Source organism: Pseudomonas oryzicola (genome assembly GCF_014269185.2).
Lineage (GTDB): Bacteria > Pseudomonadota > Gammaproteobacteria > Pseudomonadales > Pseudomonadaceae > Aquipseudomonas > Aquipseudomonas oryzicola.
Map to the genome: position 1 here is coordinate 189,037 of NZ_JABWRZ020000002.1, position 13,718 is coordinate 202,754.

11 protein-coding genes are annotated in these 13,718 nt (G+C 60.3%); 6 read left to right on the top strand and 5 right to left on the bottom strand.

The features are described 5' to 3' along the window. The 6 genes from HU760_RS18950 to HU760_RS18975 all read left to right on the top strand — a co-directional run bounded on the left by HU760_RS18950 (position 1) and on the right by HU760_RS18975 (position 8,880). Complete coding sequence (locus HU760_RS18950) at positions 1–876, top strand: TIGR02285 family protein (RefSeq protein ID WP_186673088.1); 876 nt, start codon at positions 1–3, stop codon at positions 874–876. Between the two features lie 271 nt (positions 877–1,147). Beyond that, a complete protein-coding gene (gene icmH, locus HU760_RS18955) occupies positions 1,148–1,999 on the top strand; it encodes a type IVB secretion system protein IcmH/DotU (protein ID WP_186673090.1) in 852 nt (283 codons plus the stop codon). Between the two features lie 15 nt (positions 2,000–2,014). Further along, on the top strand, positions 2,015–4,201 hold the full coding sequence (locus tag HU760_RS18960) for a type VI secretion system Vgr family protein (RefSeq protein ID WP_186673099.1): 2,187 nt from the start codon (positions 2,015–2,017) through the stop codon (positions 4,199–4,201). After that, positions 4,201–5,079, top strand: coding sequence for a DUF4123 domain-containing protein (locus HU760_RS18965; protein WP_186673101.1), 879 nt, complete (start codon positions 4,201–4,203; stop codon positions 5,077–5,079). The genes HU760_RS18960 and HU760_RS18965 overlap by 1 nt, the downstream gene beginning before the upstream one ends. Positions 5,080–5,089: 10 nt before the next feature. After that, a complete protein-coding gene (locus tag HU760_RS18970) occupies positions 5,090–7,753 on the top strand; it encodes a T6SS effector BTH_I2691 family protein (protein WP_186673103.1) in 2,664 nt (887 codons plus the stop codon). After that, a complete protein-coding gene (locus HU760_RS18975; RefSeq protein ID WP_186673105.1) occupies positions 7,753–8,880 on the top strand; it encodes a DUF6708 domain-containing protein in 1,128 nt (375 codons plus the stop codon). Before HU760_RS18970 ends, HU760_RS18975 begins: the two co-directional genes overlap by 1 nt. Positions 8,881–9,024: 144 nt before the next feature. Here the strand turns inward: HU760_RS18975 and HU760_RS18980 are convergent, their stop codons facing one another. The 5 genes from HU760_RS18980 to HU760_RS19000 all read right to left on the bottom strand — a co-directional run bounded on the left by HU760_RS18980 (position 9,025) and on the right by HU760_RS19000 (position 13,611). Further along, entirely contained in the window at positions 9,025–9,306 is a 282-nt protein-coding gene (locus tag HU760_RS18980; RefSeq protein WP_186673107.1) for a DUF3509 domain-containing protein, read from the bottom strand. 79 nt (positions 9,307–9,385) lie between these two features. Further along, positions 9,386–9,805 (bottom strand): DNA-binding transcriptional response regulator, encoded by a 420-nt coding sequence (locus HU760_RS18985; RefSeq protein ID WP_186673109.1) that lies wholly within the window; start codon positions 9,803–9,805, stop codon positions 9,386–9,388. A gap of 210 nt (positions 9,806–10,015) precedes the next feature. Further along, positions 10,016–11,425: a threonine synthase gene (thrC, locus tag HU760_RS18990; protein ID WP_186673111.1), complete on the bottom strand. Its 1,410-nt coding sequence runs from the start codon at positions 11,423–11,425 to the stop codon at positions 10,016–10,018. A gap of 54 nt (positions 11,426–11,479) precedes the next feature. Then, a complete protein-coding gene (locus tag HU760_RS18995) occupies positions 11,480–12,784 on the bottom strand; it encodes a homoserine dehydrogenase (protein WP_186673113.1) in 1,305 nt (434 codons plus the stop codon). An 83-nt stretch (positions 12,785–12,867) separates the two neighbouring features. After that, the gene (locus tag HU760_RS19000) at positions 12,868–13,611 is read right to left on the bottom strand and encodes a thioredoxin fold domain-containing protein (RefSeq protein WP_186673115.1); all 744 of its coding nucleotides are present in this window, start codon (positions 13,609–13,611) and stop codon (positions 12,868–12,870) included. Positions 13,612–13,718 lie beyond the last annotated feature (107 nt).

Sequence of the window (13,718 nt, forward strand, 5' to 3'; positions counted from 1 at the left end):
ATGCGCGCTGCCCGTCGCCTACGTCACCTGGTCCTGCTGTGCGGGCTGCTGCCGGCCTTGCTGATGCAACCTGCCAACGCCAAGGAGCGCCTGTTCTGGCTGGTGCGCGACCTGCCACCATTCACCATTTTCGAAGGGCCGGAAAAAGGCCAGGGGGTGATCGACCAGCTGTTGCCACTGCTCATCGGCCAGATGCCCGAATACGACCACAGCATCGTGCGGGTCAACCGCGCCCGTGGTATCCAGATGCTGCAAGACCACAGTAGCTTCACCTGCGACCCGACCCTGTTGTGGACTCCGGAGCGCGCCGAGTATGTACGTTTTTCCATGCCTGCTGTGGGCGTGCTCAGCGGCGGCCTGGTGCTGCGCAAGGACAGCCAGGCGCTGGTGGCGCCCTACCTGGACGGCCAGCAGGTAGACCTGCATGGCCTGCTGAGCAAGACCATGCTGCAGCTGGGTGTGGTTGCCGAACGCAGCTACGGCACGCAGATCGACGCCATCCTGCGGCAGTTGCCTGACAACGCACTCAGCCGCCACTACGGCAACGACGCCACCGCCAACCTGCTGCAGATGCAGCAACTGGGGCGCTTGCGCCTGGTGCTTGGCTATTGGCACGAAGTGCGTTACCTGGTCCAGCAGCAAGGCGGGTCACTGGATGACTATCGGTTCTACCCGGTGCAGGGGGTGCCCCGCTACCAGTTTCTGCATGTAGGGTGCTCGGACACCGAGCTGGGGCGTGCAGCCATTGCGCATATCGACCAGTTGCTGCCGGCCCTGCGTCAGGAGGTGCTGCCGGCGCAATATGCGCGCTGGCTGGACCCGGCATTGCAAGGCGGCTACCTGGAAGAAAGCAAAGGTTTTTTTGAACATCAGTGAGCACCGAGCAAGTCTTCCGCATCTTTCTCTGGCAACTTACTGCCAACTTCGATGAAGCTAAAATCACAAGTCACTCATATTCTTTTAGTGGGCATTAAATAATAAAAATATAGCCAAAAAGATAATTCCTACAAAGCGTTAGGAAGTTTCAATCTCCCATGTGAATTGATTCCTCGTTACTCTTCGCGTTCCGCAGATTGCTTGCATCCGACTGCTTGGAAAGTCCGCAGCCGTTGCGTGAAGTCGCCCCGGTAAGAGACGAGGATTAAGGATGTCCAACGAGTCCAAGGGTACTGAACAACCAGTGCCCATCAAGAAAAATACGATACTGCTTGAGGATCTGAAAGGTGGCCATCCACCTCGCACTGGCGCCAGCCCTCACCCCCCAGCAGATCTACCCGGTTACTCAGCCGACCCTGAGTTCCGGCTACGTGGCGGCTTCGACAACCTGATGCTCGACGCGGCAAACCCGCTGTTCGGCCTGGTCATTCGCCTGCGCACGCTGGATGACCTGCCAAACATCGACTACGTGCACAAGGCCCTGCAAACGCAGGTCAGCGCCATCCGCGAGGAAATCCAGCAGCACGGCTATCCCGCCGCGCATCTCGAAGCGTACTCCTATGCCCTGTGCCTGTATTTGGACGAGGCGGTGATGAGTCGCCCCTGGGGGCGCAATTCGTGTTGGAGCCATGAACCGCTGCTGAGTGTGTTCCATCACGAAACCCACGGCGGCGAAAAGATCTTCGTGCTGCTGGAGCGGATGATGCAGTCGCCTGCGGAATTCCAGGATGTGCTGGAGTTCATGTACTTCTGTTTCTGCCTGGGCCTGAAGGGCAAGTACGCGCTCGCCCCCAAGGGCGATGACCTGATCAATGCGCTGATTTCACGCATGCACAAGGTACTTCGCGAACTGCGTGGTCCCACCCCCGAAAGCGTGTGCGACCCCTACACCAACATTGTCGATCGTCCCTATCGCCGGCGGCGCTGGACCTGGCCCTGGTGGAGCCCGCTGGTGGTGTCTGCCGTCGCCATGGCGTGCGCCTACTGCTACTACAGCTATCGCCTGAGCCTGATCACCGGCGAGGTCCTGGAGTCGCTCGACAGCATCATCCTGCAGCCGTAGCCAGGGGTAACCTGCATGCCTAGCCAATCCGAGTTGCGCTTTACCTTTCAGCCGCTGGCGGGCCAGCTTGAATTCGAAGTGGTTTCGTTCGAACTCGACGAAGCGCTCAGCTCACCGTTCCAGCTGAGCCTGGAGCTGATCAGTTTCGACAGCGACGTCGACTTCGGCGCATTGCTCGACAAACCGGCACTGTTCACCCTGTGGCGCGGCGAACGCCCGCTACGCTATGTGCACGGCCTGGTCAGCCGCTTCAGCCAGGGCGAGACAGGCCATTTCCGCACCCGTTACCGCGCGCTGGTCGAACCTGTGCTGGCGCGGGCCGGGCTGCGTTCGAACTGGCGCATCTTCCAGCACAAGAGCGTGCCGCAGATTCTCGAACTGATGCTCCAGCGCCAGGGCATCAGCCGTTTTGAAATCAAGAGTATCGGCGCACATCAGGTGCGCGAGTTCTGTGTGCAGGCCGGTGAAACCGACCTCGATTTCATGGCCCGACTGGCCGCCGAGGAGGGTTTCGTCTACCGCTTCGAACACACGCCGAAGCACCACCTGCTGGTCATCACCGATCGGCTGTTGGCGCTGGGGGCGATCAGCCTCGGCGCCATCAAGCCGGATGACGATAATGATGACGAAGGTTTTCACGAAGCGGACGAGACTGGTTGCGACCAGGTGCTGTACCGCGCCAACAGCGGTGGCGATCAGGCACGCCCGTGCCTGTGGAGCCTGCGCTACAGCGAACAGGTGCGTACCGCGAAGCAGGTGCAGCGAGACTACACCTTCACCAACCCGCAGTACCGCCAGGAACATCGCGCGAGTGACAGCAGCATCACCCATCAGTCGCTGAACTACGAGCGTTTCGACTACCCCGGCCGCTACAAGCGCGATGCGGTCGGTGCCCCCTTCACCGCCACCCGCCTCACTGCCCTGCGCCATGACGCCCGCCTTGCCGAAGTGGAGGGTGACGATGTGCGCCTGCAACCGGGGTTGAGCTTTACCCTCGTCGAACACCCTCGCGAGGACCTCAATGTGCATTGGCGCACGATCAGCGTGCACCACGAGGGCATTCAGTTCACCAGCCTGCAGGAGGAGGCTGCTGGCAGTGAGCAAGGCACGCGTTACCAGCAGACAGCGGTGCTGGTGCCGGGAAGAGGTGAATGGCGCCCGGCGCCGTTGCCCAAACCGCGTATCGATGGCCCGCACATGGCCACCGTCGTCGGCCCGCCTGGTGAGGAGATCTATTGCGACGAATGGGGGCGGGTCAAGGTCAGCTTCCCCTGGGACCGCGAGAGCAGGGACAACGAGTTCAGTTCCTGCTGGGTACGCGTATCGCAAGGCTGGGCCGGCGGCAGCTGGGGTTCGATGGCCATCCCGCGCATCGGCCAGGACGTGATCATCCAGTACGTCAACGCCGACCCCGACCAGCCGCTGATCATCGGGCGGACCTACTGTGGCGACCAGCTGCCGCCCTATGACTTGCCGCTGCACAAAACGCGCATGACCATCAAGAGCCAGACCCACAAGGGCAACGGCTTCAACGAGCTGCGTTTCGAGGATGAACTGGGCCGGCAGGAAGTTTTCATCCACGCAGAAAGGGACCAGAACAACGTCGTCAAACATGACGAAACCACACAAATCGGTAACGATCGCCTCGAACGTGTCGCAAGGGACGAGACGATTACGATCGGGCAGGACCGCCGGGAAGAGGTTGCGCGAGATGAGGCCCTCAGTATCGGCCAGAACCGGATACAGGCAATCGGCAACGACGACAGCCTGACCATCGGCCGGACCCATACCATTATCACAGGCCAGGACCGCATCGAACAGGTCGGCAATCATCGCCAGGACACCACCAAAGCCAACCACACCGTGGAAATCGGTGGTCACCAAGAGCAGGTCGTGGCCGGTCATAGCACTCTGCAAACCGGCGAGGCAATCCGGCACACCACCAAGGTCTATGACATCCAGGTCAGCGAGAGCCTGACGATCAGGAGCCCGGCCGGTCTGCTGCGCATCGATGGGGCAGGTATTACGCTGGATGGCCTGGCACTGGCATTCAAAGGACCCGTCAGTCAACAGGCAGAGGGTAGCCAGCGCACGACTTCAACCTCTGGCATACCCGAGCCCGGCGACCCCATTTGCCTCAGTTGCCTGCTCAAAGCGATTGCGGACGACCAGAACCTGGTTCGCATGGAAGGAGCAGGCTGATGCCCAGTCCATTTGTCAGAGCAATGGTAGAAGCACTGCGCCGATCCGACCGCTATCGTCTGAGCGCCGTAGTAGAGATGGCCAAACTGCCACCTGAAATACGGCAAACACTGACCCGGCATTACTCAGGCCGCTGTTGGCCCCTGTTGCAACAAGCCCGGTTCAGCAACCTGCGAACAGCAGGCCCTTGGCTATTCGGTTCAAGGCCCGGCTCCGATGTGTCGGCCCAGTACGATTTCCAATGGCAGCTCGAACAAGGCGCACCGGGTGCGGTGTGTGGCTGGATCGTCAGCGCGCTGCCCCCAGTCCGACTCGCCCAGCACTTGAGCCAGGCCAACATTGTCACTGGCGCAGATGGGCATTCCTACCTGCTGCGCTACCACACTGCAGCAGCCTTGCAAATGTTCGACAACCACCGCGACTTACCAGGCGTCAGCGAGTGGCTGGCCCCTGTGTGCCACTGGTGGGTGCCCGTCGCACACCCAGACAAGCGGTTGTGGCTGCAAATCACCGGAGGCGACCAACCGCAAGGCATACAAGTAACGCCCATCACTTTGACTGAAGACTGCTGGGCGGCACTGACAGGTGACCCCCTGAGCTATCAACTGGCCGAGTTGCTCAAGGAGCAACAATCGTGCTCGGCCTTGTCTGTCAACTGCCACGGTACACGGCTTGGCCTGATCCAGTTTTACCTGAACCAGGCTCGCGAACAGGGCTTGGCTCGGGAGGAAGACCTCCTCAGCTTTGTACTCATGATGGCGCGTGAGGGCGAACAACTCAGGCAATCAGCGGCTTGGCAGGACGCTATCACTGCTACGCGGGAGCAGTTGACTCCCCTTCTGGAAAACGTGCAGCAACGCCTGCACAACAAGGATTGAGGCACACTACATGGACTCGCTCACCGAAACCCTGGAACTGTGCAGGCGCGTTACCAGCGGCTATCGCCCTGCTCTGCGCAACAGCCCCGTCGCCGACTGCACCCGCCGCTTCGAGCTGCTGCCGCTGCGCTACGCCGCAGTCGGTGGCAACCCGGTGCAACGCGCTCGCTTGCCCAAGTTGCCAGGCTATCTCAACCCGTTCCAGGATGTCGGCGAACTTACCCACTCCAGTTACGCCATCCGCCCGTTGCGCGAGGGTTTTCTCTACCTGCTGATCAAGCGTCACAGCGCAGCAGCCTACGAATGGCACAGCCAGTACCGCGTGGCGCCCAACGGCTCGCTGCTGTACATCAGTGCCGATGCCCCATGGGAACCGGCGCCCAGCGCAGGCAACCTGGACGAAGTCGTGCGGGGTTTTGGCTGGACCATCACCCTTTATGACTTGGATGACATCCAGGAATTGCGACCGTTGTTCAGTCCTTCCCCGCTCACGTCGCGCATGCTCGACAACTATCGCCTGCTTGAAGATGAGTACCGCAGCAGCCTGCCAGCCATCGATATCGCTCGCTTCATCCAGCCCTCCGACGCGCCCCCACAGCCTCACGTACTCAAGCATGACCAGCTTGGATGGGTCGCTGATTTCAAGGCCCAGGACGATCCACAGCTGCAAGCGCTGCTGAACCTACAGCCGTTCAATAGCAACCAGATCGTCTCGCCACACGCGTCACGTCAAGCCTTGGCGCCGCTCATCGATCAAACCAAGCCCCGCGGCGCCGCCATCGTCATCGAAGACGCCATCGGTATCACCCAGGAGCTCAACGCCTGGCGCAACGCGGCAGTCGAGGATGTAAAGGTGAAATGGCTGCAACGCACCGTTGAGCCCGGCGTGGACAACGAACGCAGGTTGTTGGTCGCGCAGTCGTTCCTGGAGATCGAAAAACTCTACCCGCAGATGGTGGCAGACCGAATCGTCCAGCGCGAGGTCATGGCCGAAACCATTCGCAACCAGCCGTTCATTCACCCGGAAATCTACGCTTTTTCCGAACGGGCCAATCGGCAGGCTGACGCGCATGACGAGCAGATGAAACCGCATCTCGCGCAATTCGAGCGCGACGTTCGCGCCAAGGTTCAGGCCCGCCAGGATGCCGGCGAGTTCAGCAAGAAATTCGACGAGAAATACGGGCACCTGGTCGACCGCCAGGCCATGCACAATCAGCTCGAAAGCTTCGAACAGGTCATGCAACAGGCGCAACAGGCTGCGGAAGACCGGGCCAAGGATCATGCTCGCTGGGTAATCAGCGAGCGACTGCTACAGGTTTTGGACCGTTACGACAATGCCGACCTGGTCAATGGCCTGGCCTTTGCCGAACAGACCGGCCAGTGTGTGATTGGCATGGAACTCAGTGAATGGGGCTCGACCGTCCTGGATCACTGGTGGCGCAGTGACGTGGCGGACCGGGCCAACCTGGCAATGCGCGGCATTACGCACAATCAGGAAGACCTGCGAGAAGAGCTTGCAGCGCTTTTGGAAGCGGCGAAGGCCGCACCTGCGTCGTCAGAAACCAGCTTCACGCTGGCTGAAGGCCTTGCCAAACGGGCGCACGCTGCTGCCATTGCCTTCAACCGCATCAACGCACTGTACGAAGAACTGCAAAAGGGAAACAGCACCGCCAGCATCGGCTTGTATGCCTGGTACGTTGCGCTCGGGCGCCAGGTGCTGCGTACCGCTGCACCGAACAGCATGGATCGCGCCCTGCACCAAGGTTTGCGCCTGACCCTGTTTGCTTCGGTAAACGAAGCAGCGCTTGACATCCGGCTGGGCGAAGCCGTTCGCAACGGAGAGGTTTTAAGCCCACAGCGAAGCGCTGGCCAAGTATCGAGATATCTGGATCAGGCTTGGGCTGAAGGGTTGATGCAGGCCGACAGCAAAAAAAGCGACTTCTATAAGGTTCGCGCTGCTGGCGTGGTCTGCCTGATCGAAGGGATGTTGATGGCCTTCAAGGCGCGGGAGCTGCCCGATAGCGATACACGGGTTAAGACTGAATTGATGGCGGCTGCCATGACCACGGCTGCGGCGGGCTTTGAAATTGGAGCCAGTTATGTAGATCAAGTGGTGACTCGTTATGGCGCGAATAGCGTAACAGGGAAAGGTGCGGCGACAACCTTGGGAAGGCTTAAGCTGTGGGCCGCAGGCTTGGCCGGTACAGGAGGGCTAGTTTTGGCATGGTGGGACTTTGTGGATGCTGCACGGTATTTTCGTGAAGCACACGGGAATGCTCGAGTCAAAAGTCTGGCTAATGCCTATCGTGCTCGAGGGGTGGCAACGATAGTACTTGGACTAGCAGAAACAGGAACAGCTGTAGCAACTGCAAAACCTTTATTCGACTATCTATCTCATAACGCCAGGACCAAGTATGGAAGAAACCTAGCCACTTCGCTAGGATCACTCTCCCGAAAATTAGGTACTAGCTCGGCTCGACTATTACTCTTACGCTTGGTAATCGGAGCTTTTTGGATTGGTCTAATCCTGACGACCGTCATTTATCTCCTTGAAGACGATGCATTAGAAAAATGGTGCAAACGCAGCTGCTTCCGCATCCAAAAAACCTCACGACTTTATGAAGAAAATGAAGAGTTACATAATCTTCATTCAGCTTTCGGCGAGATCATATAATGTATTTAATTGAATGGGGCTTCTGGCAAATGGCAATCGAGTCGGAAGCCGCACGAAATGCGCATGAAGAAGAGATGACGCCAGCAGAGAGACGCGCAACGCAGGATTTTTATCAAGGCGACTTGACAGAAGAGTTACATTTTCAACAAGTCAGTGAGAAACCTCGTGCACACGGGCCTGTCTTCGCTTTCAATGAAACTTTCCTAGAAGTACGCTGCGGAGGCTCAGAGGAAAAACGCGGGCTAATTACAATTATGACACTGGGTGGATTAGGCCCAATTTTATATACTGGATTCACAATAACTCTCTACTCCCTATACCTTGATCTTTTCTCACTCCACTCAACCTCTCTGGTTAACGTTATAATAACAATACTGATGCTCACAATGGACGCCGCAATCATCTATTTTTATCTAAAATACGGCCTGCAATTTACACGACTAGAGATGCTTACCACCCGTCATCTGCTCATTCGTTTCAATCGAAAAACACAGCAAGTCCATCTACATCGGCCTAGAAGTTGCGGCGGCATCGTGACATTTCAATGGAAAACAACCGGAAGCACCGCGATATATCCAGAAGATGATTCACTCAGCGCGGGGATGAGACTTGGGCTAGTCTGGCACCCCAGCCATACCGGTCTCCCGCATATGGAAATGGCCCTGCTCGGCAAGCAAGGCCAAGGCGGCAGCGAATTGCGTGACGAGTGGGAGTTCATCCGCCGCTACATGGAAGAAGGTCCGGACGCCGTCCCCCGCCCCCGCCTGAGTACGCAGTTACCTTCGCCCATCCAGGCATTCAGCGCCCAGTTCGAGGGCCTGGGCCGTTTCTTCCGCAAGAGTAGCTGGCCGTTCAAAGTCGTGCTGCTCATGGTCTGGCCCGCCTTCGTCATCATCGGTACCGGCCACTGGCTCAGCCTGCTGATGTGCTGGCGACCACGTTGGCCAAAGGTGATCCGCGAGGCCGGCAGGCCCGGCAAACCCATCCCGCCTGTGACAACCCTGGCCGATTACCCGCCAGCGATCCAGGAGCGCCTGCTCGCCAATGCCGATCGTTGGCAGCTAAAGCCCGGCAGGCGTCCAGACAAACAACCACGGAAGGCGAAAAAAAACACACCGACCGTATAGGAACGGGCAGCCCACACAAAAGAAACCCCGGACGCTGGGGAAAACGTCCGGGGCCAAGCGAAAGTCCTTGGGGACTCCTGCGACAGCCTGGCCAACACCGGAGCAAAGCATTGGCTGGCTGCCCTACAGTGTCTGATCAACCACTCAGGCAAAGGTTCCAGGGGGCTGCTGGCGCTGCTGCAGTGCTGCGATTACGCAGGGTTGCAAACGCCCCTCGGCAATCTGCAAGTCACGGTGCAAACCATCTACCAGATCGACCAGCAGGCGTTGCTCCTGCAACTGGCGTTCGCTGACCGTACGCCGCAAGGTGATGCCGCCGAGCGGCTCGCGCACGGTCAACTGGCGATTACCCTGTGCATCGGCGACGCCAAGGTGGGCTTGGTAAGGGGTCAGGGCTTCGTTGAGCAGTCTGCAGATTCTTTCCATCCGGATCACTCGCTGCGTGGTGGGATATAGAGGAACTGACCAACAGACGCAGCGGAAAGTTCGTCACACCGCGCCTTCGTCAATGAGCATGCGGGGCGCAGGTGACAGTTTGAATACGCCGCCAGGGGCGCACTTGCAGTGCCTGCAAAGCATGCTGCAGGCGTGGCATCGACAGCGGCCAGGGCAGCTCGGCGAGCACCCAAAGGCCACGGTTTCTGGCCTCCTGCGCAAGGTCATGGTGCTTGCCGGTAGCCTGGCCGACGAACAGCAACGCGCGTGCGGGGTACTGCTGCTCGAGCAGGGCAAGGCCGGCCAGGGTTGGCATGGCGTGGTCGAGAATCAGCAGGTCGGGACGACGCTCGGCACCAAGGCACGCGTCGAGTTCAGTGGTGTTTGCGCTGACGCGAACGTCAAAGACGCCCTGGGCGTTGAGGGCCTGGTGCAGAAGAATCTGGTGAGATGGGCGAGCCTGGTGGATCAACACGTAGGGCTGGTGCATGAGCCGCTCCTGAAGGGAGAGCCGGCTAATTTAGGTGTTGTGAAGGTCGACCTGAATAGGATTTTTCTGAGAGGGGCGAAGGAAAAGGCTGAGGTGCTGGGGCCGCTTTGCGGCCTATCGGGACCCAAGGCCGCGCCTGCACGCAACGCGATGTTCCTGCAGGAGCGGCCTTGGGGCGCGATGGGCTGCGACGCAGCCCATGCAAGGTGATTACAGCGGCTTGCCGCGGTTACCGTGCTGGCTGACAAAGCCCTGCACAGCCTTCAAGTCATTGGCCAGCACCGTGCAGCGCTCTGCACGGCTGAACAGGTCGCTGAGGTGCGCCGGCAGTTCCAGCGCCTTGCCCACACCGGCCTTCTCCACCGCTTCCGGGAACTTCACCGGATGCGCTGTGCCCAGGACCACCATCGGCGTATCCAGGCTGCGGCGGCATTCGCGCGCGGCCTTGACGCCAATCGCGGTGTGCGGGTCGAGCACTTCACCGGTGGCGGCGAACACTTCGGCAATGGTTTCGCAGGTCTGCTCGTCGCTGACCGCCAGCGAGTCGAACAGCTTGCGGGCTTCGGTCCAGCGGTCCTGCTCGACGCTGAAGCCGCCACCTTGCCTGAAGTTCGCCATCAGCTCGGCAATCGCGCCACCGTTGCGGCCGTGCAGGTCGAACAACAAGCGCTCGAAGTTGGACGAGACCATGATGTCCATCGACGGCGACAGAGTCGCATGCAGGGTTTCCTTGACGTACTGATTGCCGCTCATGAAGCGGTGCAGGATGTCGTTGCGGTTGGTGGCGACGATCAGCTGGCTGACCGGCAGGCCCATGTTGCGCGCCAGGTAGCCGGCAAAAATATCGCCGAAGTTGCCGGTAGGTACCGAGAACGCGATCGAACGTGCCGGGCCACCCAGCTGCAGGGCGGCGTGGAAGTAGTAGACGATCTGGGCCATGATCCGCGCCCAGTTGATCGAGTTGACCGCAACCAGGCGGGTGCCCTTGAGGAACGACTGGTCGGCGAAGCTGGCCTTGACCATTTCCTGGCAGTCATCGAAGTTGCCTTCGATGGCGATATTGTGGATGTTGTCGCCGAAGATGGTGGTCATCTGCCGACGCTGCACTTCCGACACGCGCTGGTGCGGGTGCAGGATGAAGATGTCGACGTTGTCGCAACGGCGGCAACCTTCGATGGCGGCGGAGCCAGTGTCACCGCTGGTGGCACCGATGATCACCACACGCTCGTTGCGCTTGGCCAGCACGTGGTCGAGCAGGCGTCCCAGCAGTTGCAGGGCGAAATCCTTGAACGCCAGGGTCGGGCCGTGGAACAGCTCGAGCACCCACTCATTGCTGTTCAGCTGGCGCAGCGGCGCCACGGCGGCATGGGCGAATTCACCATAGGTTTCTTCGAGAATCTTCTTGAAGTCGGCATCGGCGATGCTGCCTTCGACGAACGGGCGCATTACCCGGAAGGCCAGTTCGTGGTACGGCAGGCCGGTCCACGAGGCGATTTCTTCCTGGGTGAAGCGTGGCAGGTTCTCTGGCACGTACAGGCCGCCGTCACTGGCCAGGCCGGCCAGCAGGACGTCTTCGAAATTCAGGGCCGGTGCCTGGCCGCGGGTGCTGATATAGCGCATGGGTGCAAACCTTCGATACTGGGGCCGGGCCGCGCAGGCGGCCCGGCGGCAAAATTAATTGAGCTGTTCGACGCGAATGCGCACGACCTTGCCGACCACGTCCTGCAGGGCTTCCAGGGCAACGATGGCATCGTTGATGTGCTGCTCGACCACGCCATGGGTCAGCAGGATCATCGGCACCAGGCCGTCCTGTTCCTCGGCTTCCTTCTGCATGATCGACTCGATGTTGATGCCGCGCGCCGAGAGGATGCTGGCCACCTGGGCCAGTACGCCCGGGTGATCCTTGGCCTGGATGCGCAGGTAGTAGGCGCTTTTGCAGGCTTCGATCGGCAGGATCGGGTGGGCCGACAGCGAGTCCGGCTGGAAGGCCAGGTGCGGTACGCGGTTTTCCGGGTCGGAAGTCATCGCCCGCACCACGTCGACCAGGTCGGCGACCACCGACGAAGCGGTAGGCTCCATGCCGGCACCGGCGCCGTAGTACAGGGTGGAGCCGGCAGCATCACCGTTGACCATGACGGCGTTCATCACGCCATTGACGTTGGCGATCAGGCGGTCGGCCGGGATCAGCGTCGGGTGTACCCGCAGCTCGATGCCGTCGACGGTGCGGCGGGCCACACCCAGGTGCTTGATGCGGTAGCCCAGGGCCTCGGCGTAGTTCACGTCAGCGGTGGTCAGCTGGGTGATGCCTTCGGTATAGGCCTTGTCGAACTGCAGCGGGATGCCGAAGGCGATCGAGGCGAGAATGGTCAGCTTGTGTGCGGCATCGATGCCTTCGACGTCGAAGGTCGGGTCGGCTTCGGCGTAACCCAGCGCCTGGGCTTCGGCCAGAACGTCAGGGAAGGCCCGGCCCTTCTCACGCATTTCGGTCAGGATGAAGTTGCCAGTGCCGTTGATGATGCCGGCCAGCCAGTTGATACGGTTGGCCGACAGCCCTTCGCGGATGGCCTTGATCACCGGGATGCCACCGGCCACGGCCGCTTCGAAGGCGACGATGACGCCCTTCTCGCGTGCCTTGGCGAAGATTTCGTTGCCGTGCACGGCGATCAGCGCCTTGTTGGCGGTGACCACGTGCTTGCCGTTTTCGATGGCCTTGAGCACCAGGTCACGGGCCACGGTGTAGCCACCGATCAGTTCGATGACAATGTCGATCTCCGGGTTGCTGGCAACGTCGAACACATCAGCGGTAATGGGGGTACCGGTAATCTGGCAGTTCGGGTTCTGCGAGCGCATGGCGATCTGTGCCACTTCAATACCGCGCCCGGCACGGCGGGCAATCTCCTCGGCGTTGCGCTGAAGTACATTGAAGGTTCCGCCACCGACGGTCCCCAACCCACAGATGCCTACTTTGACCGGTTTCACTGTGAACTCCCCATTGAACGGCCGACACCTTTGCCGGCCGTGAAACATGCCGTCACCCCATGACGACGGCGCACTAAATTGGATTACCTGGCCAGCGCCAGCTTGGCCACCTGCGGTGCCGGCTGGTAGCCCGGAATGACCTGGCCGCTTTCAAGCACGATCGCCGGTGTACCGTTGACACCGATCGACTGGCCCAGCTGGAACTGCTTGCTGACCGGGTTGGCACACTTGGCTGCCTTGATTTCCTCACCTTCGACCATCTTGTCCATCGCTGCACGGCGGTCGCTGGAGCACCACACGGCCTGCAACTGCTGGTCACCCGGCGAGCCGAGGCCCTGGCGCGGGAAAGCGACATAACGCACTTCGATACCGCGGCGGTTGAGCTCGGGCACTTCGGCGTGCAGCTTGTGGCAGTACGGACAGGTGGTATCGGTAAACACGGTGATGTGCGATTTGGTCTCGCCCTTGGCAGGATAAACCACCATCTCGGCGGCTGGAATGCCGTTGATGAGCTTGGCGATACCCAGGCGCTCGGCCTTCTCGGTCAGGTTGACCGGCTTGCCGTCCTGGATCTGGAACAGATAGCCCTGCATCACGAACTGCCCGTCAGCGCTGGCGTACAGTACGCGGCCACCTTGCAGCTTGACTTCATACAGGCCGCTGACCGGGCTGCTGGCCACGCTTTCTACCGGTACTTCCAGCTCGAGGTTCTGCAATGATTTACGGATGGCCTGCTCGGCGCCGGCAGTGCTGTCGGTTGCCGCGGCAAGGGCAAAGGTACTGGCCAGCGCCAACGCGGCGGCGGCGAAAAACGGGGTCACGCGCATGGGAACTCCTGAAGGCGGACAGGGGCCGGAGGGCGTCAGCTACGCAAAATGCGCAATGACAATGCGGCCCTTGGTGCAAACCGCTCAAGCCTACCACATCACACCGC

Bases quoted from the DNA above. Each gene is read 5' to 3' on its own strand.
- HU760_RS18950 (WP_186673088.1), top strand. From the start codon at position 1: ATGCGCGCTGCCCGTCGCCTACGTCACCTGGTCCTGCTGTGCGGGCTG.
- icmH (WP_186673090.1), top strand. From the start codon at position 1,148: ATGTCCAACGAGTCCAAGGGTACTGAACAACCAGTGCCCATCAAGAAA.
- HU760_RS18960 (WP_186673099.1), top strand. From the start codon at position 2,015: ATGCCTAGCCAATCCGAGTTGCGCTTTACCTTTCAGCCGCTGGCGGGC.
- HU760_RS18965 (WP_186673101.1), top strand. From the start codon at position 4,201: ATGCCCAGTCCATTTGTCAGAGCAATGGTAGAAGCACTGCGCCGATCC.
- HU760_RS18970 (WP_186673103.1), top strand. From the start codon at position 5,090: ATGGACTCGCTCACCGAAACCCTGGAACTGTGCAGGCGCGTTACCAGC.
- HU760_RS18975 (WP_186673105.1), top strand. From the start codon at position 7,753: ATGTATTTAATTGAATGGGGCTTCTGGCAAATGGCAATCGAGTCGGAA.
- HU760_RS18980 (WP_186673107.1), bottom strand. From the start codon at position 9,306: ATGGAAAGAATCTGCAGACTGCTCAACGAAGCCCTGACCCCTTACCAA.
- HU760_RS18985 (WP_186673109.1), bottom strand. From the start codon at position 9,805: ATGCACCAGCCCTACGTGTTGATCCACCAGGCTCGCCCATCTCACCAG.
- thrC (WP_186673111.1), bottom strand. From the start codon at position 11,425: ATGCGCTATATCAGCACCCGCGGCCAGGCACCGGCCCTGAATTTCGAA.
- HU760_RS19000 (WP_186673115.1), bottom strand. From the start codon at position 13,611: ATGCGCGTGACCCCGTTTTTCGCCGCCGCCGCGTTGGCGCTGGCCAGT.